The 23,395-nt window shown below is 73.0% G+C and carries 19 protein-coding genes; 11 read left to right on the top strand and 8 right to left on the bottom strand.

Going from position 1 to position 23,395, the window contains the following annotated elements; genetic code table 11:
* Positions 1-20 precede the first annotated feature (20 nt).
* From ACF08F_RS25875 to ACF08F_RS25865, 3 genes are all read right to left on the bottom strand, one after another.
* Complete coding sequence (locus ACF08F_RS25875) at positions 21-359, bottom strand: thioredoxin family protein (RefSeq protein ID WP_392300916.1); 339 nt, start codon at positions 357-359, stop codon at positions 21-23.
* Between the two features lie 5 nt (positions 360-364).
* Positions 365-775, bottom strand: coding sequence for a MerR family transcriptional regulator (locus tag ACF08F_RS25870; RefSeq protein ID WP_392300915.1), 411 nt, complete (start codon positions 773-775; stop codon positions 365-367).
* Between the two features lie 84 nt (positions 776-859).
* Complete coding sequence (locus tag ACF08F_RS25865) at positions 860-1,375, bottom strand: Lrp/AsnC family transcriptional regulator (RefSeq protein WP_392300914.1); 516 nt, start codon at positions 1,373-1,375, stop codon at positions 860-862.
* 67 nt (positions 1,376-1,442) lie between these two features.
* Here ACF08F_RS25865 and ACF08F_RS25860 point away from each other — a divergent pair, with 67 nt between their 5' ends.
* Positions 1,443-2,372: an NAD-dependent epimerase/dehydratase family protein gene (locus ACF08F_RS25860; RefSeq protein ID WP_392300913.1), complete on the top strand. Its 930-nt coding sequence runs from the start codon at positions 1,443-1,445 to the stop codon at positions 2,370-2,372.
* Positions 2,372-3,265 carry an aldo/keto reductase gene (locus tag ACF08F_RS25855; RefSeq protein ID WP_392300912.1) on the top strand — a complete coding sequence of 298 codons (894 nt, stop codon included), beginning with the start codon at positions 2,372-2,374 and terminating at the stop codon, positions 3,263-3,265. Before ACF08F_RS25860 ends, ACF08F_RS25855 begins: the two co-directional genes overlap by 1 nt.
* A gap of 280 nt (positions 3,266-3,545) precedes the next feature.
* Here the strand turns inward: ACF08F_RS25855 and ACF08F_RS25850 are convergent, their stop codons facing one another.
* Complete coding sequence (locus tag ACF08F_RS25850; RefSeq protein WP_392300911.1) at positions 3,546-4,928, bottom strand: cation:dicarboxylate symporter family transporter; 1,383 nt, start codon at positions 4,926-4,928, stop codon at positions 3,546-3,548.
* 177 nt (positions 4,929-5,105) lie between these two features.
* On the opposite strand from ACF08F_RS25850, the gene ACF08F_RS25845 reads away from it, so the two are divergent.
* The 4 genes from ACF08F_RS25845 (at position 5,106) to ACF08F_RS25830 (ending at position 9,103) form a co-directional block, all read left to right on the top strand.
* A complete protein-coding gene (locus ACF08F_RS25845) occupies positions 5,106-6,836 on the top strand; it encodes an ATP-binding protein (RefSeq protein WP_392300910.1) in 1,731 nt (576 codons plus the stop codon).
* Positions 6,833-7,528 (top strand): response regulator, encoded by a 696-nt coding sequence (locus ACF08F_RS25840; protein ID WP_392300909.1) that lies wholly within the window; start codon positions 6,833-6,835, stop codon positions 7,526-7,528. The genes ACF08F_RS25845 and ACF08F_RS25840 overlap by 4 nt, the downstream gene beginning before the upstream one ends.
* 166 nt (positions 7,529-7,694) lie before the next feature.
* Complete coding sequence (locus ACF08F_RS25835) at positions 7,695-8,303, top strand: helix-turn-helix domain-containing protein (protein WP_392300990.1); 609 nt, start codon at positions 7,695-7,697, stop codon at positions 8,301-8,303.
* A 41-nt stretch (positions 8,304-8,344) separates the two neighbouring features.
* Positions 8,345-9,103, top strand: coding sequence for a tyrosine-protein phosphatase (locus ACF08F_RS25830; protein ID WP_392300908.1), 759 nt, complete (start codon positions 8,345-8,347; stop codon positions 9,101-9,103).
* Between the two features lie 9 nt (positions 9,104-9,112).
* On the opposite strand, the gene ACF08F_RS25825 is transcribed toward ACF08F_RS25830, so the two are convergent.
* Together ACF08F_RS25825 and ACF08F_RS25820 are read right to left on the bottom strand one after the other, a co-directional pair.
* The gene (locus ACF08F_RS25825) at positions 9,113-10,309 is read right to left on the bottom strand and encodes an RICIN domain-containing protein (RefSeq protein WP_392300907.1); all 1,197 of its coding nucleotides are present in this window, start codon (positions 10,307-10,309) and stop codon (positions 9,113-9,115) included.
* A 282-nt stretch (positions 10,310-10,591) separates the two neighbouring features.
* Positions 10,592-11,617 (bottom strand): ATP-dependent 6-phosphofructokinase, encoded by a 1,026-nt coding sequence (locus ACF08F_RS25820; RefSeq protein WP_392300906.1) that lies wholly within the window; start codon positions 11,615-11,617, stop codon positions 10,592-10,594.
* A 312-nt stretch (positions 11,618-11,929) separates the two neighbouring features.
* Here ACF08F_RS25820 and pta point away from each other — a divergent pair, with 312 nt between their 5' ends.
* The 5 genes from pta to ACF08F_RS25795 all read left to right on the top strand — a co-directional run bounded on the left by pta (position 11,930) and on the right by ACF08F_RS25795 (position 21,357).
* Positions 11,930-14,041: a phosphate acetyltransferase gene (gene pta, locus ACF08F_RS25815; protein WP_392300905.1), complete on the top strand. Its 2,112-nt coding sequence runs from the start codon at positions 11,930-11,932 to the stop codon at positions 14,039-14,041.
* A complete protein-coding gene (locus ACF08F_RS25810) occupies positions 14,038-15,270 on the top strand; it encodes an acetate kinase (protein WP_392300904.1) in 1,233 nt (410 codons plus the stop codon). The genes pta and ACF08F_RS25810 overlap by 4 nt, the downstream gene beginning before the upstream one ends.
* 82 nt (positions 15,271-15,352) lie before the next feature.
* Positions 15,353-16,780: a pyruvate kinase gene (gene pyk / locus ACF08F_RS25805; RefSeq protein WP_392300903.1), complete on the top strand. Its 1,428-nt coding sequence runs from the start codon at positions 15,353-15,355 to the stop codon at positions 16,778-16,780.
* Positions 16,781-17,081: 301 nt separating this feature from the next.
* Positions 17,082-20,873 (top strand): hypothetical protein, encoded by a 3,792-nt coding sequence (locus tag ACF08F_RS25800; RefSeq protein ID WP_392300902.1) that lies wholly within the window; start codon positions 17,082-17,084, stop codon positions 20,871-20,873.
* Positions 20,857-21,357: a hypothetical protein gene (locus ACF08F_RS25795; protein WP_392300901.1), complete on the top strand. Its 501-nt coding sequence runs from the start codon at positions 20,857-20,859 to the stop codon at positions 21,355-21,357. The genes ACF08F_RS25800 and ACF08F_RS25795 overlap by 17 nt, the downstream gene beginning before the upstream one ends.
* 87 nt (positions 21,358-21,444) lie before the next feature.
* Here ACF08F_RS25795 and ACF08F_RS25790 read toward each other — a convergent pair whose 3' ends face one another.
* Together ACF08F_RS25790 and ACF08F_RS25785 are read right to left on the bottom strand one after the other, a co-directional pair.
* Positions 21,445-22,827, bottom strand: a complete 1,383-nt coding sequence (locus ACF08F_RS25790) for a hypothetical protein (RefSeq protein WP_392300900.1) — start codon at positions 22,825-22,827, stop codon at positions 21,445-21,447.
* Positions 22,817-23,383, bottom strand: coding sequence for a DUF6114 domain-containing protein (locus tag ACF08F_RS25785; protein WP_392300899.1), 567 nt, complete (start codon positions 23,381-23,383; stop codon positions 22,817-22,819). Before ACF08F_RS25785 ends, ACF08F_RS25790 begins: the two co-directional genes overlap by 11 nt.
* Positions 23,384-23,395 lie beyond the last annotated feature (12 nt).

The following is a 23,395-nucleotide window of genomic DNA, read 5'->3' as shown; positions in this document are numbered from 1 at the left end:
AATCTCGCGGCCCGGCCGCGTCAGGCGAGGGCGTCCCCCAGCTCCGCCAGGAGGCGGCGCTTCGGGCGGGCTCCGACCAGCGACCTCACCGGCTCGCCCGAGCGGAAGAGCATGAGCGTCGGGGTGCCCAGCACCCCGTACCGCACGGTGGTCTCCGGGCTGCGGTCGACGTCGATCTCGACGATCCGCAGTCGCCCCGACCACTCCGCGGCGATCGCGGCGAGCACCGGCTTCAGCTGCCGGCACGGCCCGCACCACTCCGCGGTGAACTTCACCAGGACCGGCAGTTCGGCCGCCAGTACCTCCGTGGCGAAGTCCGCGTCCGTGACCTCGGCCACGCCCTCCGTGTGCGTCGTCATCTCCGTCATCCCTCCATGTCCGTCACCACGTCGAATTCGCACCGGGGCTCCGGGCCGTGCGGCAGCTCCGCCTCGGCGCGCAGCAGCTGGGCGCCCACCTGGGCGCGTACCGCCCGGAGCTGCTCGATCAGGCCGTCCAGTTCGGCGACCTTCCGCCGGTAGACGGCGATCGACGCGGGGCAGGAGTCGCCCGCCGGGTGCCCCGCGCGCAGGCAGTCGACGAACGGCCGCGTCTCCTCCAGCTCGAACCCGAAGGCCTGGAGGGTCCTGATCTGCTGGAGGAGCCGCAGGTCGGCCTCGTCGTAGGTGCGGTGCCCCTGCTCCGTGCGCCGTGCGGTCAGGAGGCCCCGGGACTCGTAGTACCGCAGAGTCCGCGTGGTGGTGCCCGCCCGTTCGGCCAGTTCTCCGATACGCATGTCCCCGAACCTAGGCCTTGACGCCGACGTCAGGGCAAGGAGGAAGGGCCTCAGAAGGGGAGCAGCGGCTAAGGAGGAAGGGCCTCAGAAGGGGAGCAGCGGCTTCCGCTGCACCGGCGAGGACAGCACGACCGAGGTCGTGGTCCGGCCGAGCGCCGAGGTCTGCTCCAGGATCTCCTCCAGGTGGACGGTGTCGGTGACGGCGACCTTGAGGATCCAGCAGTCCTCGCCCACCACGTGGTGGACCTCCAGGACCTCGGGGCGACCGGTCAGCTCCAGGGTCCGCGGGTGCTTCAGGGTGTAGCCGCCGTGCGGGTTCACGCGGATGAAGGCCTGGATGCCGTAGCCGAGCCGGGCCGGGGAGACATGGGCGCCGTAGCCGGTGACCGCCCCGCTCGCCTCCAGCCGGCGGACCCGCTCGGTGACGGCCGCGGGGCTGAGCCGGACGCGGCGGCCGAGCTCGCTGAGTTTGATCCGGCCGTCGCTCTGCAGGAGGTCCAGGATCTGCCGGTCGACGGCGTCGAAAGCGGGCGCCGAGGAATTGTCGGCGGCGGGGCGCGCGGGCCGTGGTTCCTTCGGCGCGGCGGCCAGGACTCCCATGATTCCCCCTTCAGGCAGCGAGCGGACAACGTAACACTTGTCCTGCGGATCAAGGGAGTTGAGAGCAATGGACATTCTGGTCATCGGCGGGAACCGCTATTTCGGAAAGCGGCTCATCGCCCTGTTGCGGGAATCCGGGCACCGGCTCACGGTGCTCAACCGGGGTTCTTCCGGAACCCCCGGGGGAATCGAGCACCTCGTGGCCGACCGCGACGACGAGGCCGCGCTGGAATCCGTTCTGGCGGGCCGTTCCTTCGACGTCGTCGTCGACCAGGTCTGCTACACCCCGCGCCAGGCGGAGATCGCCCGCAGGGTGTTCGGGCCGCGCACCGGGCGCTATGTGATGACGTCGACGGTGGAGGTGTACGGGTACGAGGACGCGGCCGGGCCGATCGCCGAGTCCGTCCTCGACCTGGCCTCGGTCACCGTGGACACGGCCCTGGCCTGGGAGGACCCGGAGTTCCGCGAGGAGCACTACGGGGAGGGGAAGCGGCAGGCCGAGGCGGTGTTCGCGGCGCCCGGGGCGCCCTTCGCCTGGACCTCGGTGCGGGTCGCCCATGTGCTGGGCGGCGAGGACGACTTCACCGGCCGGATCGACCACTACGCGCGACGGATCCGGGCGGGCGAGCCGATCGCCGTGCCCGTCGTGAACCGTCCGGCGACCTATGTGTACGTGGAGGAGATCGCCGCTTTCCTGGCCTGGGCCGTCGAGGCGGAATTCACCGGGCCGGTGAACGCCCATTCCCACGGGCTGCTCTCCACCGCCGACATCTGCGCGGAGATCGAGAAGGTGACGGGAGGCCGGGCGGTCTTCCGGGAGGTGGAGCTCGGCGAGGTCTCCCCCTTCTCCTTCGCGCGCTTCTACGGGATGGACAACTCCCGCGCCACCGCGCTCGGCTATTCCTTCCGGCACTGCGCCGAATGGCTCCCGCGCGCGATCTCCGAGACGGTCCGAGCCGTACGCTTCGAGGAGACGGACCCCGGGGCGGTGCGCTGATGCGGCTCAGGACGCTGGGGGACGTACGGGTCGGGGCGGTCGGCCTCGGCACCATGCCGCTCTCCATCGAGGGCCGACCCGACGAGGCCCGGGCGGTCGCGACCGTGCACGCGGCCCTCGACGCGGGCGTGACCCTCCTCGACACCGCCGACTCCTACCACCCGCCGGGCGGCGCGCCCGGCGAGGGCGAGCTGCTCGTGGCACGGGCCCTCGCCTCCTACGGGGGCCGCACGGACGACGTGCTCGTCGCGACGAAGGGCGGGCGCGGCCGGACGGCGGACGGCGGCTGGACCGTGGACGGGCGGCCGGCGCACCTGCGGCGGGCGGCGGAGGCCTCGGCCCGGCGGCTCGGCGGGACGCCGATCGGCCTGTACCAGCTGCACAAGCCGGACCCGGCCGTCCCGTACGCCGAATCGCTGGGCGCGATCAGGGAGTTGCTCGACGCGGGCACGATCAGGCTGGCCGGGATCTCCAACGCGGACACGGAGCAGATCCTGCTGGCCCGCGAGATCCTGGGCGACCGGCTGGTCTCCGTGCAGAACCGGTACTCGCCGGCGGTCCGGGAGAGCGAGGCGGAGCTGCGGCTCTGCGCGGAGCTCGGGCTCGCCTTCCTGCCGTGGAGCCCGCTGGGCGGGATCTCGCGCAGCTCGCTCGACGGGGCGTCCGCCCTGGAGGAGGACCCGCGGTTCGGGGGCTTCCACCGGGTGGCGCGGGAGCGGGGGGTCGGTCCGCAGCGGGTGGCGCTGGCCTGGCTGCTCACCCGCTCGGAGACGGTGCTGCCGATCCCGGGCGCGAGCCGCCCGGAGACGGCACGGGACTCGGCCGCGGCGGCCGGCCTCGACCTGGGGACGGAGGAGCTGGCACTCCTGGACGGCGGGCCCGGCGGCGCCTGACCGCCGGACGGACGGGCGCGGACGGACGGGCGCGGACGGACGGGCGGTGCGGGCGGGGCGGAACGGCCGGGGCCGGACCGCCGGGGCCGGACGGCCGGACCCGGACGGCCGGACCCGGACGGCCGGCTCGGTGGGCGTCTGAGCGCCGACCGTACCGGCCGCGTGTTCCGCTACCTGCGTCGCTCCGTACAGCCGCGTCCTCCCGGGGCCCGGATCCGGCTCAAGGCCCGGGATCCGGAAGGACGCGGCCCCCCCGTCGGGGTCTGTGGGGGCGTCCGGGTCAGACGCCCGCTCGGGCCTTCTCCTCGCCGCCCTCGACCCGCTGGTCCGGGACCGGGGCGGGGGCGTGGTCGTCGACGAGGGTCTTCTCGTCGAAGGGGATGTTCCCGGCGAGGACCTCCGTGACCCTCGCTTTGTCGATCTCCTTGGTCCAGGTGCCGACGAGGACGGTCGCGACGGCGTTGCCCGCGAAGTTGGTGAGGGCGCGGGCCTCGCTCATGAAGCGGTCGATGCCGACGATCAGGCCCACCCCGTCGACCAGTTCGGGCCGGTGCGACTGGAGGCCGCCCGCGAGGGTCGCGAGGCCCGCGCCGGTGACGCCCGCCGCGCCCTTCGAGGCGATGATCATGAAGACGAGGAGCGAGATCTGCTCGCCGACCGAGAGCGGGTCGCCCATCGCCTCGGCGACGAAGAGCGAGGCCATCGTGAGGTAGATGGCGGTGCCGTCGAGGTTGAAGGAGTAGCCGGTCGGGACGGTGATGCCGACGACCGGCTTGCTGACGCCCAGGTGCTCCATCTTCGCGATGAGCCGCGGCAGCGCGGACTCGGAGGAGGAGGTGGAGAGGATGAGCAGGAACTCGCGGCCCAGGTACCTCAGCAGGGTCCAGATGTTGATCCCGGCGACCAGGCGCAGGATCGCTCCGAGCACGACGAAGACGAAGAGGCCGCAGGTCAGGTAGAAGCCGATCATGATGACGGCGAGCGACTTGAGCGCGGCGGCGCCGGTCGCGCCGACGACGGCCGCGATCGCGCCGAACGCGCCGACCGGGGCGACCCACATGATCATGCCGAGGATCCGGAAGACGAGCCGCTGGATGTGGCCGATCCCCCGCAGCACCGGCTCTCCGGCGGCGCCCATCGCCTGGAGCGCGAAGCCCGCGAGGAGCGCGACCAGGAGCGTCTGGAGGACCTCGCCCTCGGTGAAGGCGGAGACGAAGGTGGTCGGGATGATGCCGAGCAGGAAGTCCGGCGTGGACTCGCCGCCGCCCTCGGCCTGCTTGGCGCCGGCCTCGGCGATCTCCTTGGTCAGGTGGAGGCCCGAACCGGGCTCCAGGAGGTTGCCGACGAGCAGACCGATCGCGAGTGCGACCGTCGACATCACCAGGAAGTAGCCGAGGGCGAGGCCGCCGACGGCGCCGACCTTCGCGGCCTTCCGGACCGACCCGACGCCGAGGACGATCGTGCAGAAGATGATCGGCGAGATCATCATCTTGATCAGGTTGACGAAGCCGGTGCCCAGCGGCTTCAGCTCGACGGCGACGCCCGGCGCCAGGAAGCCGACGGCGATGCCGAGCAGTACGGCGCCGATGACGGCCAGATACAGATAGTGGGTACGGTCCCGGCGTGCGGCCACGGGGTCCTCCTCGCGCTGATGGGTGTCCACGTCCCGGTGGACTCCGCGACTATCCATCAGCCTGTGACCGGGGTCACGGTTACGTTCGTTTCGTTCACGGCCGAAACATCACCCCGCCCGGAGTGCGCGGGCGGGAGCGCTCCCGGGAAGAGAACGATTCGGGAACGCAATGACCCGGCGCAAATTCCGCCGTGCACACTTACCCGCATGCGCCTCCCCCGTCCCCGCCCCCGCAGCCTGGCCGGTCAGCTCTTCGCGATGCAGGTCGTGCTGGTGGCCTTCGTCGTGGCGGGCTGCGCGGTCTTCGCGTACGTCACGGACCTGGCCCAGGCGGAGGAGACCGCGCGGCGCCAGTCCACGGCGACCGCCGCGGCCGTCGCCCACTCCCCCTCCGTGGTGGCCGCGGCCCGCTCGGCCGATCCGGCGGCGGTGCTCCAGCCGTACACGGAGTCGCTGCGCCGGCACGCGGACGTCGCCTTCGTGGTGATCATGGCGCCCGACGGGACCCGCTGGACGCATCCGGAGCCGGACCAGATCGGCCGTACGTACCTCGGTCACATCGAGGAGGCGGTGCGGGGGCGGACCTTCTCCGAGACGCACCTGGGGGTGCTCGGCCCGTCCGTGCGGACGGTGGCGCCCGTCCAGGACGAGGACGGCCGGGTCGTCGCCCTCGTCAGCGCCGGCATCACGATCGAGCGGATCAGCGAGCAGGTGCGGGAGCAGGTCGCCGCCCTCTTCGGCATGGCGGGCGCCGCGCTCGCACTGGGCGGCGCGGGGACGTACGTCGTCAACGCCCGGCTGCGCCGCCACACGCACGGCATGAACGCGGCCGAGCTGAGCCGGATGCACGACTACCACGAGGCCGCTCTGCACGCCGTACGGGAAGGGCTCGTGATGCTCGACGGGCGGCGGCGGATCGCCCTCATCAACGACGGGGCGCGGGAGTTGCTCGGCCTGGACGAGGGCGTCGTCGGCCGCCCGGCCGCCGAACTCGGCCTGCCCGCACCGCTGACGGGGGCGCTGCTCTCCTCCGAGCCGCGCGTCGACGAGACCCATCTGACGGCCGACCGGGTGCTCGTCGTCAGCACCCGTCCGGTGGTCGGCGGGGAGCGGCGCGGCACGGTCGTCACGCTTCGCGACCGTACGGAACTCCAGGCGCTGTCGGGGGAGTTGGACTCCGAGCGGGGGTTCACCCAGGCGCTCCGCTCCCAGGCCCACGAGGCGGCGAACCGGTTGCACACCGTCGTCTCGCTCATCGAACTGGGCCGGGTGGAGGACGCGGTGGAGTTCGCGACGGCGGAACTGGAGCTCGCGCAGGCCCTCACCGACCGGGTCGTCGACGCGGTCGGCGAGCCCGTGCTCGCGGCGCTGCTGCTCGGCAAGGCGGCACAGGCCAACGAGCGGGGCGTGGAGCTGGTCCTGACCGAGGACAGCCGGATCGACGACGGCCGGGTGCCGGCGGCCCTGCCCTCCCGGGACCTGGTCACGATCCTGGGCAACCTCATCGACAACGCCGTCGAGGCCGTGGGCGGGACCCCGCAGGCGCGCGTGACGGTCACGGTCGCGGCCCGGGCGGGCGACGGCGAGCTGCTTCTGCGGGTCGGGGACAACGGCCCCGGCGTCCGCCCGGCCGACCGGGACGCGGTGCTGAGCCGCGGCTGGACGACCCGCGGCCCGGGCCGCGGCCTGGGCCTCGCCCTGGTGGGCCAGGCGGTCTCGCGCGCCTCGGGCACCCTGGAGCTGTCGGACGCGAGGGAGGGCGGCGCGGAGTTCACCGTACGGCTGCCGCTGCCGAGGGAGGGCGAGGGTCGCGCGGGAACGGCGACCGCCGGCGTCACCACGGACACGGGCGTCACCACGGACACGGGCGTCGACGCCGTCCACGCAGCGGCCGCCACCGACGGCGCCGCCTCGACGCGAACCGAGGTGACCCCGTGAGCACGCGTCCCCTCCGTGTCCTCGTCGTCGAGGACGACCCCGTCGCCGCCGACGCCCACGCGCTCTACGCCGGCCGGGTCGACGGCTTCACCGTCGTCGGCGTCGCCCACTCCCGGGCCGCCGCCGTGCGGGTGCTCGACCGGACGCCGGTCGACCTGATCCTGCTCGACCTCTACCTGCCCGACGGCCACGGCCTCCAGCTGCTGCGCGCGCTGCGCGCCGCCGGGCACTCCGCCGACGTGATCGCCGTGACCTCCGCCCGCGACCTGGCGGTCGTCCGCGAGGGCGTGTCCCTCGGCGTCGTCCAGTACGTCCTGAAGCCCTTCGCCTTCGCCACCCTCCGGGACCGGCTCGCCCGGTACGCGGAGTTCCGGGCGTCCGCCGGGGAGGCCTCCGGGCAGGACGAGGTGGACCGGGCTCTCGCCACGCTGCGGGCCCCGCACCCCGCCACGCTGCCGAAGGGGCTCAGCGCACCGACCCTGGAGGCGGTCACCCGTACGCTCCGGGACACCCCGGCCGGGGTCACCGCCGCCGAGGCGGGCACGGCGGTCGGGATCTCCCGGATCACCGCCCGCCGCTACCTGGAGCACCTCGTGACCGAGGGCCGGGCGGTGCGCGCCCCGCAGTACGGTCAGATCGGGCGGCCCGAGCTCCAGTACCGCTGGCTCGACGGCAGGTCCCGTGGTCACTGATCGCGATTCCGGGGTTACCGACCGGTTCCGACGTTCCTACGACGTTTCACGTTGGGCGAACGAACCGTAGCCAGCCGTCATCGTGCGCACCTACGGTGACCGGGTGCACCAACCCTCTCCCCCCTTCAACGGCCTGGCCGCCCGACGCCTGCGCGAGGGTCTCGGCATGGCCCCGGGACACGTCGCGTACGGCCTCCGCGCCCAGTACGGCATGTTCGTCGAGCCCGAAACCGTCGTCGCCTGGGAACGCGGCACCCACCGTCCGACCGAGCAGGAGCTCACCGCCCTCGCGGGCGTGCTGTGGTGCGCCCCGGCCGAGCTGATCGCCGCCGCGACGACCCTGCGCGAGCACCGGCTGGCCCGCGCGCTCTCGGCGGACGAGCTGGCCCGGCGGGTCGGTGTGTCGGCCGGCGCGTACCAGCGGATGGAGGACGAGGGCCGCTGGCGCGGCACCGAACGCCAGACGGCCGCCCTCGCGGAGGTCCTCGGCCTCGGCCCGCGCGCGCTGCTCACGGCGACCGGTGGTGACGACAGCCTCGCCGAGCTGCTGCGCGACGCCGCCACCACGCGCTGGCAGGCGTACGTGAAACCGGCCGTGAAGATGGTGCCGCTGCCCAAGCGGACCATGGAGTCGGCGCTCCAGCGCCTGCACACGGACTACCACGCGCGGATGGCGGCGACCAGCAGCTGGGGCGCCTCCGGGGCGACGGGCGACGAGGGACGCGCCTACCTGGAGGAGATCGCCGGGCACTTCTGGGCGGCCGTCGGCCTGTGACTCCCCGTGGCCCGGCCGCTCACGGGCCGTAGATTGGCCGCGTGACACGACACGTACCCTTCGAACGACTCCACAACTTCCGTGACCTGGGCGGCTATCGGACCGCCGACGGCGGGACCGTGCGGTGGGAGACCCTCTACCGCTCCGACTCCCTGGCCAAGCTCGCCGGAGCCGGACCCGAGGACCTCGACCGCTTCCGCGCGCTGGGCGTGGCCGCCGTGATCGACCTGCGCTACCCGTGGGAGATCGCCGCCAAGGGCCGTCTGCCGGAGACCGAGGAGGTCGTCTGGCACAACCTGTCCATCGAGCACCGGCCGTACGACCAGGCGGAGATCGACCCGGACCTCGACCCCTGGCGCTATCTGGCCGACCGGTTCGCCGAGGTCGCCGAGGACGGCGCGGCGGAGATCCGTACCGCGCTGGAGGTCATCGCCGCGGCCGACGGGCCGCTCGTCTTCCACTGCGCCTCCGGCAAGGACCGGACGGGGATCGTCGCGGCCCTCGTCCTCTCGCTCCTCGACGTCCCCGACGAGGAGATCCTCGCGGACTTCGCGCTCACGGAGCTCGCCACGGAGCGGCTGGTCGCCGACTGGCGCGCGTCGCACCCGGGCCGCGAGCTGCGCTGGCCGGGGTACGGCCGGGCACCGGCGGACATCCTGCGGCTGTTCCTCGCGGACCTGCGCGCGCGGTACGGCTCGGTGCACGGGTACGTCACCGGTCACGTCGGGCTCGACCCCGCGGTGGTGACCGCGCTGCGGGACCGGCTGGTGGAGCCCGCCCGGGAGGTCCCGGTCCCCTGATCCCTTCCGTCAGTTCCTGCGGTCGAAGCTGAAGAGCTGGCCCGCCGCGTCCGGCGCGCAGGGGGCCTGGGCCAGTCGCGCCCAGGCCGCCGAGCGGTCGCCGACGACGGTGACGCAGCTGCCGGGTGTCGCGGAGTCCGCGGGAACGATCCGGTACCCCTCGACGGGCGTGCCGTACGGCTCCAGGGCGAACGCCTCCACCCGGCTCGGGTCGCCGCACTCGGAGTCCTCGAACGCGGCGTCGGGTATCCGGCCGCCGGAGGGTATGCCGGAGCAGCCGGGACCGTAGTCCGGGTGGTCCGAAACGATCCGCCACCGGCCGCCGCCCAGCTCCTTCAGCGAGTAGAGCGGGACCTTCGCGTCGGCGCACGGCACCTGGTGGATCTGTCCGGTGCGGGAGCCGCGCCGCTCGGCGAGGCACAGGTCCTGGCCGATCACCCGGATGCGTACGTCTCCGGCGGCGGGCGCGGTGAGGGTACGGGGCGGGTGGGCGCGGTGCCCGTCCCGCAGGACGGCGACGACGCTGACGCCGGCGAGCACGAGGCCCGTGAGGGCGACCGTCGCGACGAGGGCGCGCCGTATCCGGGACCGGGGTCCCGGCCGCGGGGTGCCGGGGGCGTCCCCGTCCGGGGACTCCGGCGGCCCGCCGGGCCAGACGAGTCCCGAGGGGCCGACGGCCGCCTCGGGCTCGGCACGCTCCGACGGCTCGACACCTCCCTGCGGCCCGTCACCCGCCGGCTCGACGCCCTCCGTCGACTCGACGCCGCCCTGCCGCTCGTCACCCGCCGCCGGCCGGGTCGCCGCGTCCTGGGCCGCCGCGTCCTGGGCCGCCGCCGTGTCGGCGCCCGCCGCGTGACCGCCCGCCACCGGACCGGCACCCTCCGCCGGACCGCCTTCGGCGCGCTCGCGCTCGTACACCCCCCGGACCGCGAGTTCCTTCCGTACCGCCTGCCACTCCTCCATGGCGGCCGGTCCCAGCCCGCACGCGCGGACGAAGGAGACCAGGAGCTCCTCCCGGGGGACGGTGGCGCGGGCCAGCATGTTGGCGACGGTCGACCGGGGCAGGGTCTCGCCCTGCGCCTCGGCCCGGGCCGTGAGCTCGCGGTAGGTCAGGCCGGACCAGTCCTTGAGCGCCTGGAGGCGCGCGATGAACTCCGCGGGGTTCCGTGCCGCTCGCGGGTCGGGTGCCCGTTCCGCCGGTGTCATCCGCGTCTCCCCCTTCCGCCGGACAGGGTTGGGACATGTCCGGGACAGGCCCCAAGCCTTGTTGATCTCCGGCTCCGGCGAAAGAGTGGAACCCGGCAATTCCGGTGGCGCCGCCGGTCACGGGCGAGTGGCCCCGACCCTCCACGGGGGGAGGGTCGGGGCCACTCGGGTCTTCCGGGGTCCGGAGCGGTTCCGGAGCGGTTCCGGGACAGAGGGTCGGGACCGAGGTCCCGGGACAGGTCGGGACGGAGGTCCCGGCCGGCGGGACCTCGGTCCGTACGGTCAGAAGACCGATTCGGCCTCGCGCATGCGGTCCTCGGGGACCGTCTTGAGCCGGGTCACGGCCTCGGCCAGCGGCACCATCTCGACGTTCGTGCCGCGCAGCGCCGTCATCCGGCCGAACTGGCCCCGGTGCGCCGCCTCCACCGCGTGCCAGCCGAAGCGGGTGGCGAGCACCCGGTCGTACGCGGTCGGCGTGCCGCCGCGCTGGACGTGGCCGAGAATGACCGGACGGGCCTCCTTGCCGAGGCGCCGCTCCAGCTCGACGGCGAGCTGTGTGCCGATGCCCTGGAAGCGCTCGTGACCGAACTGGTCGATCTCGCCCTTCTGGTAGTCCATCGAGCCCTCGGCCGGATGCGCGCCCTCGGCGACGCAGATGACGGCGAACTTCTTGCCGCGCGCGAAGCGCTCCTCGACCATCTTGACGAGGTCGTCGACCTCGAAGGGACGCTCGGGAAGGCAGATGCCGTGCGCGCCGCCGGCCATGCCGGACTCCAGCGCGATCCAGCCGGCGTGGCGGCCCATCACCTCGACGACCATCACGCGCTGGTGCGACTCGGCGGTGGTCTTCAGCCGGTCCATGGCCTCGGTGGCGACGCCGACGGCGGTGTCGAAGCCGAAGGTGCGGTCCGTGGAGGAGATGTCGTTGTCGATCGTCTTCGGGACGCCGACGACGGGCATGCCCGCGTCGGCGAGCATCCGGGCGGCGGTCAGGGTGCCCTCGCCGCCGATCGGGATGAGGACGTCGATGCCGTACTTCCGGGCGAGGTCGGGGGCCGACTCGGCGGCCTCGCGCAGCCGGTTGCGCTCGAGACGCGCGGAGCCGAGGATCGTGCCGCCGCGGGCGAGGATGCCGCTCACGGCATTGAGGTCGAGGGGGCGGTAGTGGCCGTCGAGCAGGCCCTTGAACCCGTCCTCGAAGCCGATGACTTCGTCGTCGTGGCCGGTCAGCGCCCGGTGCACGACCGACCGGATCACTGCGTTCAGGCCGGGGCAGTCGCCGCCTGCGGTGAGAACTCCGATGCGCATCGTGCTGTGTCTCCTGCTCGGTCGCGGTCCAGATGAGCCACGGCAATTCTCACACGCCCGGCCTGACGGGATCGCTCGTCGCCGCTCCGCGCGTCCCTTCCGGAGGGCCTTCCGAACCCGCGCGGAGGCCTTTCGTCCCGGGGTTCCGGGCCCTCCGTCCGGCGGGCGACCTAACCACTGGCGGGGGTATTGTCAAGGGGGTAATGCCGCCCTTTAGGGGCTTTCCGAGAACAGCGGATTGACGCGGACGCAGCGGTCGGCGCGGCCGCCCGGGAGAGCCCCTTTCCGCAGGACTGGACAGGAGACCACGGCGTGACGCGCAGCGTGTACGTGACCGGGATCGACCGCGGAGACGGCCGCCAGGTCGTCGAGCTGGGAGTCATGGAGCTCCTCACCCGTCAGGTGGACCGGGTGGGGGTGTTCCGTCCGCTGGTGCACGACGGCCCCGACCGCCTCTTCGACCTGCTGCGGGCCCGCTACCGGCTCTCGCAGGACCCCTCGACGGTCTACGGCATGGACTATCACGAGGCCTCGGCGCTCCAGGCCGAGCGGGGCACCGACGAGCTGGTCTCGCAGCTCGTCGAGCGCTTCCACGCCGTCGCCCGCGACTACGAGGTCGTCCTCGTCCTCGGCACCGACTTCGCCGCCACGCAGCTCCCGGACGAGCTCGCCCTCAACGCGCGCCTCGCCAACGAGTTCGGCGCCTCCGTCATACCGGTGGTCGGCGGCAAGGGCCAGACGGCCGAGTCCGTACGGGCCGAGGCGCGCAACGCCTTCCGGGCGTACGACGGGCTGGGCTGCGACGTGCTCGCGATGGTCGTCAACCGGGTGGCGTCCGAGGACCTCCCGGCGCTGGAGCGGCTCGCGACCCGGGTCCCCGTGCCCTGCTACGTGCTGCCCGACGAGCCGGCGCTCGCCGCGCCCACCGTCGCCCAGATCACCCACGCGCTCGGCGCCTCCGTCGTCCTCGGCGACGACGCGGGCCTCGCGCGCGACGCCCTGGACTTCGTCTTCGGCGGTGCGATGCTGCCGAACTTCCTCAACGCGCTGACCCCCGGCTGTCTCGTCGTCACCCCCGGGGACCGGGCCGACCTGGTCGTCGGCGCGCTCGCCGCGCACTCGGCCGGCACGCCGCCGATCGCCGGGGTGCTGCTCACCCTCAACGAGCGGCCCAGCGAGGAGATCCTCACCCTGGCGGCCCGCCTCGCGCCCGGCACCCCGGTCATCTCGGTCCCCGGCAACAGCTTCCCGACGGCGACCGAACTCTTCTCCCTCGAAGGCAAGCTGAACGCCGCCACCCCGCGCAAGGCGGAGACGGCCCTCGGCCTGTTCGAGCGGCACGTCGACACCGCCGACCTGCTCAAGCGGATCTCGGTCGCCCGCAGCGGCCGGGTCACGCCGATGATGTTCGAGCACGAACTCCTCGAACAGGCGCGGGCCGACCGGCGCCGGGTCGTGCTCCCCGAGGGCACCGAGGAGCGGGTGCTGCGCGCGGCCGACGTGCTGATCCGCCGGGACGTGTGCGACCTGACGCTCCTCGGTGACGTGGAGGTCATCCGCAAGAAGGCCGCCGACCTGAGCGTGGAACTGCGCGAGACGCAGCTGATCGACCCGCAGACCTCGGAGCTGCGCGACTCGTTCGCCGAGAAGTACGCGGCGCTCCGGGCCCACAAGGGCGTCACCGTCGAGCTCGCGTACGACGTCGTCTCGGACGTCAACTACTTCGGCACGCTGATGGTGCAGGAGGGCCTGGCCGACGGCATGGTCTCCGGCTCGGTGCACTCGACGGCCGCGACGATCCGCCCCGCCTTCGAGATCATCAAGACGAAGCCCGAGGCCTCGATCGTCTCGTCCGTCTTCTTCATGTGCCTCGCCGACAAGGTGCTCGTGTACGGCGACTGCGCGGTCAACCCCGTCCCGAACGCGGAACAGCTCGCGGACATCGCCGTCCAGTCGGCGGCCACCGCGGCCCGCTTCGGCGTCGATCCGCGGATCGCGATGCTCTCGTACTCCACCGGCACCTCGGGCTCCGGCGCGGACGTCGACAAGGTGCGCGAGGCGACGAAGCTGGTCCGCGAGGCGCACCCGGAGCTGCGGATCGAGGGCCCGATCCAGTACGACGCGGCGGTGGAGCCGTCCGTCGCCGCGACGAAGCTGCCGGACTCGGAGGTGGCCGGGCAGGCGACCGTGCTGATCTTCCCGGACCTCAACACCGGCAACAACACCTACAAGGCCGTGCAGCGCTCGGCCGGCGCCGTGGCCGTCGGCCCGGTGCTCCAGGGTCTGCGCAAGCCCGTGAACGACCTCTCGCGGGGCGCGCTCGTCAGCGACATCGTGAACACGGTGGCCATCACGGCGATCCAGTCCCAGCGCCCCTCTTCCCCGTCGCAGGTTCCCTCCCAGGGTCAGGAGCTCCCCGCATGACCGGCACCCCCACCCGAGTCCTCGTCCTCAACTCCGGCTCGTCCTCGGTCAAGTACCAGCTCCTCGACATGGCGGACGGCAGCCGGCTCGCGGTCGGTCTGGTGGAGCGGATCGGTGAAGAGACCTCCCGTCTGGTGCACACCCCGCTGCAGGGCGGTGGCGGCGAGAAGCGCGAGACGACCGGCCCGGTCGCGGACCACGAGGCCGCGCTGAAGGCGGTCGCGGAGGAGCTGGCGGCGGACGGCCTCGGCCTGGACTCCCCCGAGCTGGCCGTGATCGGTCACCGGGTGGTGCACGGCGGGCTGCGGTTCACCGCGCCGACGGTCATCGACGACGAGGTCCTCGCGGAGATCGAGCGGCTGGTGCCGGTGGCGCCGCTGCACAACCCGGCGAACCTCACCGGCATCCGTACGGCGATGTCCCTGCGTCCCGACCTGCCGCAGGTGGCGGTCTTCGACACGGCCTTCCACACGACGATGCCGGAGTCGGCGGCGCGGTACGCGATCGACGTGGCGACGGCGGACGAGTACCGGATCCGGCGGTACGGCTTCCACGGCACCTCGCACGCGTACGTCTCGCGCGAGACGGCGAAGCTGCTCGGCAAGGCGCCGGAGGAGGTGAACGTGATCGTGCTGCACCTGGGCAACGGCGCCTCCGCCTCGGCGGTGGCGGGCGGCCGGTGTGTGGACACCTCGATGGGTCTGACGCCGCTGGAGGGCCTGGTCATGGGCACCCGCTCGGGCGACGTCGACCCGGCGGTCACCTTCCACCTGAAGCGGGTGGCGGGCATGTCGGCGGACGAGATCGACGTGCTGCTGAACAAGAAGTCCGGGCTGGTGGGGCTCTGCGGCGACAACGACATGCGGGAGATCCGCCGCCGTGTCGACGAGGGCGATCCGGCCGCGGCGCTGGCCTTCGACATCTACATCCACCGGCTGAAGAAGTACATCGGCGCCTACTACGCGGTGCTCGGCCGGGTGGACGCGGTGGTGTTCACGGCGGGGGTCGGCGAGAACGCGGCCCCGGTGCGGGAGGCTGCCGTCGCGGGCCTGGAGGAGCTGGGTCTCGCCGTGGACACGGAACTCAACGCCGTGCGTTCCGACGAGGCGCGGATCGTCTCCCCGGACTACGCGCGGGTGGCGGTCGCCGTGGTGCCGACGGACGAGGAGCTGGAGATCGCGCGGCAGAGTTTCGCGCTCGTTCAGAGCTCGGCGAGCTCGAACGAGTGAACGCTTGAGCGGACCCGCGCCCATTTGTACTTTCCGCCAGTCGGAATATTCCGCAGTGAAACAAACCGATAGGATCCGCCTCATGCGCCGTTCCAAAATCGTCTGCACGCTGGGCCCCGCCGTCGACTCGTATGAGCAGCTGAAGGCTCTCATCGAGGCCGGCATGAACGTGGCCCGATTCAACTTCAGCCACGGATCCCAGGCAGAGCACCAGGAGCGGTACGACCGCGTCCGGCAGGTCTCCGCGGACACCGGGCACGCCGTCGGCGTCCTCGCCGACCTCCAGGGCCCGAAGATCCGCCTGGAGACCTTCGCCGAGGGCCCGGTCGAGCTGGTGCGCGGTGACGAGTTCACCATCACCACCGACGACGTCCCCGGCGACAAGTCCATCTGCGGCACCACCTACAAGGGTCTGCCGGGCGACGTCTCCAAGGGCGACCAGGTCCTCATCAACGACGGCAACGTCGAGCTGCGGGTCGTCGAGGTCGACGGTCCCCGCGTCAAGACGATCGTCGTCGAGGGCGGGGTCATCTCCGACCACAAGGGCATCAACCTGCCCGGCGCGGCCGTCAACGTCCCGGCCCTGTCCGAGAAGGACGTCGACGACCTCCGCTTCGCGCTCCGCATGGGCTGCGACATGGTCGCCCTCTCCTTCGTCCGCGATGCCAACGACGTCAAGGACGTCCACAAGGTGATGGACGAGGAGGGCCGCCGCGTCCCCGTCATCGCCAAGGTCGAGAAGCCGCAGGCCGTCGAGAACATGGAGGCCGTCGTCGCGGCCTTCGACGCGGTCATGGTGGCCCGTGGCGACCTCGCCGTCGAGTACCCGCTGGAGCGGGTCCCGATGGTGCAGAAGCGGCTCGTCGAGATGTGTCGCCGCAACGCCAAGCCGGTCATCGTCGCGACCCAGATGATGGAGTCGATGATCACCAACTCGCGGCCGACCCGCGCCGAGGCGAGCGACGTCGCCAACGCGATCCTGGACGGCGCGGACGCGGTCATGCTGTCGGCCGAGTCCTCGGTCGGCGCCTACCCGATCGAGACCGTGAAGACGATGTCGAAGATCGTCGCCGCGGCCGAGGAGGAGCTGCTCTCCAAGGGCCTCCAGCCCCTGGTCCCGGGCAAGAAGCCGCGTACCCAGGGCGGCTCCGTCGCCCGCGCGGCCTGCGAGATCGCCGACTTCCTCGGCGGCAAGGCCCTGATCGCCTTCACCCAGTCCGGCGACACGGCCCGCCGCCTCTCCCGCTACCGGGTGCAGCAGCCGATCCTCGCCTTCACGACGGACGAGAACACCCGCAACCAGCTCACCCTGAGCTGGGGCGTGGAGTCCTTCCTCGTCCCGTTCGTGGAGACCACGGACGCGATGGTCGACCTCGTGGACGCCGAGCTCCTGAAGCTCCAGCGCTACAACGCGGGCGACACCATGGTCATCACCGCCGGCTCGCCCCCCGGCGTCCCCGGCACGACGAACATGGTCCGCGTCCACCACCTGGGCGGCGGCAACGCCTGACGTCGCGTCTGACACGGAGAACGGGCCGCACCCCTGAACGGGGGTGCGGCCCACCGTCGTACCCCCGGTAATAAACCCCCTTCCTCACCGCCGGTCCCCGTGCAATGATCACGATGCCTTCGGGGGGAAGGCGGGGGAAACCGGCGTGTGTGGGGAGCACACGCGTCCGAAGGAAGCGCACCGACCGGCGCACCCTTCACCACACACCACACCGATGAGCGGCTACCCGGCACGACCACGCCGGGGAGCTTTCCGTGCTTCCTCCCGGGCAGACCGAGATGTCGACACGACAGGCTGTGAAGTGCGAAAAGCGATACTGCCGGGCATTCGGCGCGCCAAGCGCGCCGGACCGGCGAGACGTTGGACGTCGGGCATCGTCCTGACGACGGCGGCCGCCCTCCTGGGCGGCCTGGTGACCGCGGCCCCCGCGGCCGCCGAGGAACCGGGGGACCACCCGACCGACCCCTGGCTGCGGACCCTGCGCATCAGCCTCGGCTCCACGGAACGCAAGGACCGGTGCCTCGTCTCCGGCGCCGTCCACTACGGCGGCCCGGAACTGAAGGCCCTGGCCAACGCCGATCTGTCCGGGCCGCCGGCCGCCCTGCGCCAGGCGGCGATGTACTGGAACTACGAGCCGTCCATCAACGCCCAGAAGCGGGACGTCGACGCGGGCTACGCGTACGCCGACGCCTACCGGGCGCGTCAGGACAAGGTGAACACGGCGAACAAGCCGTACTCCTCGCTGAGTTTCTCGCAGGGCCGCGCGCACAACGTGCCGGACTTCGGCGCGGACATCCTGACCTTCACGCTCAAGACCCAGCGCGAGCTGTACTTCAAGTCCTTCGAGGACCGGACGCCCCAGCCCGGCAAGGCCGCTCTCGACCAGGCCAAGGTGCTCTTCGACGGCATGCCGACCGAGGACTTCTGGGCGTCCCAGTACAAGTACGTGGCCGGCCAGACGCTCCTCGGCATCGGAGCCACCCGCAGCAGTTCGGCACGGGACATCGCCGACTTCCTGCGGTTCGGCGGCTTCCCGACCAAGGCGCCCGAGCCGGGTTCGGCGGAGTTCCGCACCGAGGTGGAGACGCTGAAGCTGGCCTGGGCCGGCTGTGACAGCGAGAACCCGATCGACCACTACCGGGCCATGTCCATGGTGGTCCTCCAGGCCCACACCGAGTGGGAGGCGGAGTACGCGTCCCAGGCCGCGCAGCGCAAGGAGATCGTCGCCGCCGAGGCGGTGGCGGCCAAGGAGCTGCGCACCGCCACCGACACCATGCTGGAGGCGATCCGGCAGGCCTGGCACGCCGACCAGATCCTGTACTGGCAGAAGTACTGGTCCGACAAGAAGAGCTGGGGCGGCTACCCCAAGCCGGCCGAGTTCGCCAAGGCCAACGCCGACCTGAGCGCGGCCCGTGCCGCGGCCGCCGCCCAGGTGCCGCTGGCCAACGTCGCGGTGGCCCGGGCGAAGGCCGCCGCGGACAAGGCCGCCGCCCAGCAGACCGCCGCGTGGGGCATCGCCGACGCGGCCAAGCTGCCGCGCGGCCGCGGTCTGATGTACGCGCAGCAGTCGGTGCAGGTGGCGAAGGCGTCGTACGCCGCCGCCCAGGCCGCGGCCAAGACCACGCTGACCGCGTCCAACGCCGCCAAGGCCACGGCCGCGGACAGCGGCGCGCTCTACTCGCTGAGCCAGACGCAGGCGCACGCCCTCAACACCGAGTTCCGCAGGGCCGCCGCCCAGGAGGCCGCCGCCCAGGCGAAGGCCGCCATGCAGGCCGCCGAGGCGCAGGCGAAGGAAGCCGCCGCCAACGCCACCAAGGCCAAGAAGGCCCAGGCGGTCGCGGAGGCCGCGGAGCAGACCGCGAAGGCCGGCGCCGCGGAGGCGAAGCGACAGCGCGCCATCGCGGAGGCCGAGAAGGCCAACGCCGCCCGGGAGCGGGTGAACGCCGCCCGCGAGCGGGAGAAGGCCTCCGCCGCCGAGCAGCGCGCTCAGTCCGAACGCGACGCCGCGGCACGGGCCCGTACATCCGCCGAGGCGTCGGGCGCCACCGCCGCCGAGGAACGGGAACAGGCCGAGGCCGCCGAGGCCCGCGCCGCGCTCGCCCGGTCGGCCGCCGAGACGGCCGAGCGGAACAAGCAGGCGAAGGCCTCACGCGCCGCCGCGCTCGAAGCCGCCGCCGCTGCCGCCGAGGGCACCACCGACGCCGGCGAGGCACGGCAGGCCGCGACCGCGGCCCGCGCCGCCGCCAACGACGCGACGGACGCGGCCGGCCGGGCGCGCAGCGCCGCGAACGACGCGTCGACGGCAGCGGTGAACGCCCGTGCCGCCGCGACCCGTTCCGCCGCGGCGGCCTCACGCTCCCGCGCGGCGTCCGACGCGGCGTGGTCGGCGTATCAGACGACCAACGCGGCCGCGGCCACCGCCCACGCAGCCGCCGCCGAGGCCATCGACGCCGCGGCGAACGCCAAGGCGAACGCCCGCGCGGCGGAGGCCGAGGCCCAGAAAGCGCAGGCAGCGGCCATCAAGGCCCGCCAGGAGGCGACCGCTGCGAAGGCCGAGGCCGCGCTGACGGCGGAGTGGGCGGCCAAGACCGCCGGGTTCGCCTTCGCGGCCGGTCAGGCCGCCGCCGGCGCCCGCGACGCGGCCCGTGCCGTGAACGTCGCCGCCGACGAGGCCATCGCGGTGGGCAGCCCGTACCGCGAGACGGACACCTCGGCCGCGTTCGCGGTCCTGGTGGCGCAGTCCTCGAAGCCGCTGGCCGAGCAGCAGGCCGCCGCCGCCGAGGCCAAGGCGAAGGAGGCGGCGAAGGCCGCGGCCGAGGCCAAGGTGCTCGCGGACAAGGCCGCCGGTGACGCCAAGCTGGCGGCCCAGGCGTCGGCCGCGGCCGCGGCGGACGCGGCCAAGGCCCTGGAGCACGTGGCCGCGGCCCGTGCCTCCGCAGCCGAGGCGCAGAAGGCCGCGGACGCCGCCAAGCGGGCGGACGCCAAGGCCCAGGAGTACGACGCGCAGGCCGGCGTCGACGCGATGCACGCCTCGTACGCCGCGTCCGCGGCCGAGTCGGAGGCGGCCGCCGCCGACGGTGAGGCCACCGCCGCCGAGCGCGACGCCGCCTCCGCCCGCTCCGCGGCCTCCGCCGCCGAGCAGGACGCCGGCAGCGCCCGGAACACCGCCACCCAGGCGGAGAAGGACGCCACCGCCGCGGAGGGCGCGGCCACCCGCGCCCACGAGAGTGCCACCGAGGCGGACAAGGCGGCCGACCGGGCCGAGGCCGCCGAGCGTGAGGAGGAGCAGCGGGCGATCCAGGAGCGTGTGGAGGCCAACGGCTCCGACGTGGGTGCCGACCTCACGGTCGACGAGGAGGAGCTGCTGCGCCGCGAGTGCGGCGAGGAGTGCGTCCAGGAGTTCCGCGCGGCGAAGGCGCTGGCCGGCCAGGGCATCCTCGACTGGCTGGTCGAGAACGGCGGCGAGATCCTCCTGGAGGAGATCGGTTACCGCGACCTGGAGCGCTGCTTCACCCAGGGCGACATCGAGAGCTGCCTGTGGACGCTGGCGAAGGCTGTGCCCGTCGCCAAGGCGTTCTCCGTGGGCAAGGCGATCGTCCGGGTGGCCAGCGGAATCGTCGGTTTCCTGGACAAGTCCGTCACCGCCAAGCGGGCCCTGGACAAGTTCCGCAAGATCATCCATGACGCCAAGCAGGGCAAGGGCACGGCCTGCCCGATCAAGCCCAAGCCCGCCGCGGCGGCACGGGCGTCGGCGTTCGCCGCTCCCGCGGGCGCCGGTACCGCGTCGGCCACCACGGCGGGGGCCACGACGGCCCGCTCCGCATCGACCAGCCCGCAGTACCCGGGTGTCGGCACGATCGTGAACCAGGGTGGCGTGACCATCCAGATCTACTCCAACGACCACGCCCCGCCGCACGCGCACGTCAAGGGCAAGGGCGCGGAGGTCCGGATCGGCATGAACGGCAAGCCGATCCTGGACGACAAGCCGCCGACGAAGCTCCAGCAGGCCGTCATCGACAACAACATCCGTACCATCAGGGAGAACATCCGAGCCGCCATGGAAAGGTTCAAGGCCAATGGTGGATGTCACTGACGTCTCCCCGGAACTACGGGACGCCCTGCGGCAGCTTGAGGAACGGGTCGGCACGACCGTGTCCGACGTGACCGACGGACACGCGCGCTGGGAGTTGTACCGGGCCGCCCTCGCGTCCGACGCGGCGCGGCCGGGCCTGCTGGCCGCGGTCGCCGCCGAGGCGGACGGCGCGCTCGCGTCGGCCGTCGTCGGCGAGGCCCTGGAGCGGCTGCCCCGCGCCGACCGGGAGGCCTGGGTCCAGGCCCTGGCCCCCTCGGTGCGCGCGTTCAGTGAGCGCCGGGCACGCGAGCTGGGGATCCTGGAGGACCTCCGGTCCGGAGCGGAGCCGCCGGCGCTCGGCGCCGAGCTCGTCGACGGCTGGAGCGACTGGCTCCAGCTACGGATCGGCGCCGAGGTCTCCGAGGCGTCGGTGCTGAGGGTCCTGGCCGAGTCGGGCCGGACGAAGCGCATCCGGCGGACCGCCGCCGAGGCGCTCGGCGGCTGAGGCCGACCGGACGGGAACGACGACGGCCTCCCCTCCCTCACGGGAGGGGAGGCCGTCGTGGTGTACGGCTCCCGGAGTGGTGCGGGATCAGCTGGGCTCGATCGTGTTGCGGAGGCCCGGAACCTTGAGGGTGCCGCCGAACTGGCCCGCCTGCTTGAGCTTCACCTGGGTGAAGAAGGCGAAGGGGACGTCCAGCGGGGGCGGGGACTCGGGGCCGAAGGTGATCGGGATGATGCCGAAGAGGTTGCCCTTCAGCTCCTCCGTGTACATCGTCACCGTGCCGTCGGTGATGGTCGACGTCGAGCCCCGGTCGGAGCGGACGTGGCCCGTGAAACCGGGCGAGTGGACCGTCAGCTGGTGGAGGTCCTTGATGTCGATGCCGCTCGCGGTGAACTTCAGGACCTTCTTGATCTTGCCGCTGCCGGTCTTCACCTCGACGATGCCGTGGTACTTGAGGCCCTTGAGGGTGAGGAGCGTGCTCTCCAGCCGCCACGGGTCGTCCGGGAGCAGCGGGATGCCGGGCTCCAGGTCGGCCTCCGCGAGTGCCTCGGCGTCGAGCTCGGGGCACGGGAAGCGGGGCTTGGCCCCGTCGGGTATGGACTCGTCCTTCTTGGGGTCGAGGCCCTTGGAGCTCTCGGGGAGCTCCTTGACGGTGACGCCGGCCTTGTCGGCCGCCTTCTCGATCGCCTTCTTGGTCGCCTCGGTCGCCGGGTCGACCGCCGGGGCGGTGGTGGGGGCGGTGGTCGGGTCCGCGGTCGTCTTCGGTTCGGGGGCGGTGGGCGTAGTGGCCGAGGCGGTCGTCCTCGGCTCCTCGTCCGTCACGGCCTTCCCGGCCGGGGCGGCCGTGGTCGGTGCCGTGGTCGGTGCCGTGGTCGGTGCCGCCGTCGTGGCCGTCGGCTTCGGGTCCGGGCCGTCGAAGAGGTCCTTGAGCGCGTCTCCCCAGCCCAGCGGGTCGAGGGGGTTCGTCGACTTCGTCGCCGAGGGGGTCGCGGTCGGTGTCACGTTCCCGGCCTGCTGCGTGATCGCCTCACCGGTCGCCTGCCCGGCCTCCGTCGCGGTCGCGGTGGGGGCGGCGGTGGACGTCTCGGTCTCGGTCGCCGAGGGGGTGGCCGTGGCGGGCGGGGCGGTCGTCGCCGTGGCGCCCGGGGTCGGGGCCGTGGTCGCGGTCGACGAGGGGGTGGCCGTCGGCTTCGCGCTCTCGGTGGGCTTCGCCGTCGCCGTCTCCGTGGCCTCCGGAGTGGGCTCGTCCGATCGGGTCACGCAGGGGCCCGGCGCGAAGGGGATGTCCTTCTCGTCGGCGAGGGCGAGCTTGGGCGTGAGCCCCATGCCCACGAACACCGCGGTCGGCATGGCCGCCAGCGCCATCGCCTTGCCCGCGGGGCCCTGGATCCTGTTCAGCAGCGACTTGCGCGGGGCCGCGTGCCGCGGGCCCTCCTTCGCGAGCGCCGACTGGGTCTCGTCACCCCGCACTGTTCCTCCCGCCATTGGCGTCCGTCGTCGTTTCGGCCGCCGACTCGTTCGTCTGGCGCTGCTCCGGGACACCGGCCGCCACCACGACCTCGCTCCCGAGCTCGGCGCCGGCCTCCTCGGAGGCCTCAAGCTGACCGTCGTGCTCCGCGTCGTCGGTCTCCTCGACCGGGGGCGCGGGCGCCCAGGCGGCGGACATGCCACCGCCGATCAGGGCGAACAGGAAACCGATGACGAGGCCGCCGAAGTTCGACACCGGGATGGAGACAAGGGCCAGGACGATCGTCGCGACGCCCGCGAACACCCGGACGACGGGCTGGAACCACATCGTGAACCCGAGCGTGATGAGCAGGACACCGATGATCAGCGCGCCGGCTCCGGCGGTCGTCTGCATGGCGAGCGTGGCGTTGCCGAGCCGCATGTCCCCGTACGGGAGGTAGGCGATCGGTACGCCGCCGATCATGGTGAGGAGTCCCGCCCAGAAAGGCCGGGTCTGCCGCCAGACCTTGAACCGGTTCTCCTTGGGGACTTCGCGGGAGGCGGGGATCTCGGCGCTCATGGAAACAGCTCC

This window comes from Streptomyces sp. NPDC015130 (genome assembly GCF_043080005.1).
GTDB lineage: Bacteria > Actinomycetota > Actinomycetes > Streptomycetales > Streptomycetaceae > Streptomyces.
The sequence above is the reverse complement of the archived record's forward strand: the minus strand, read 5'-3'. Positions and strand labels throughout refer to the sequence as shown.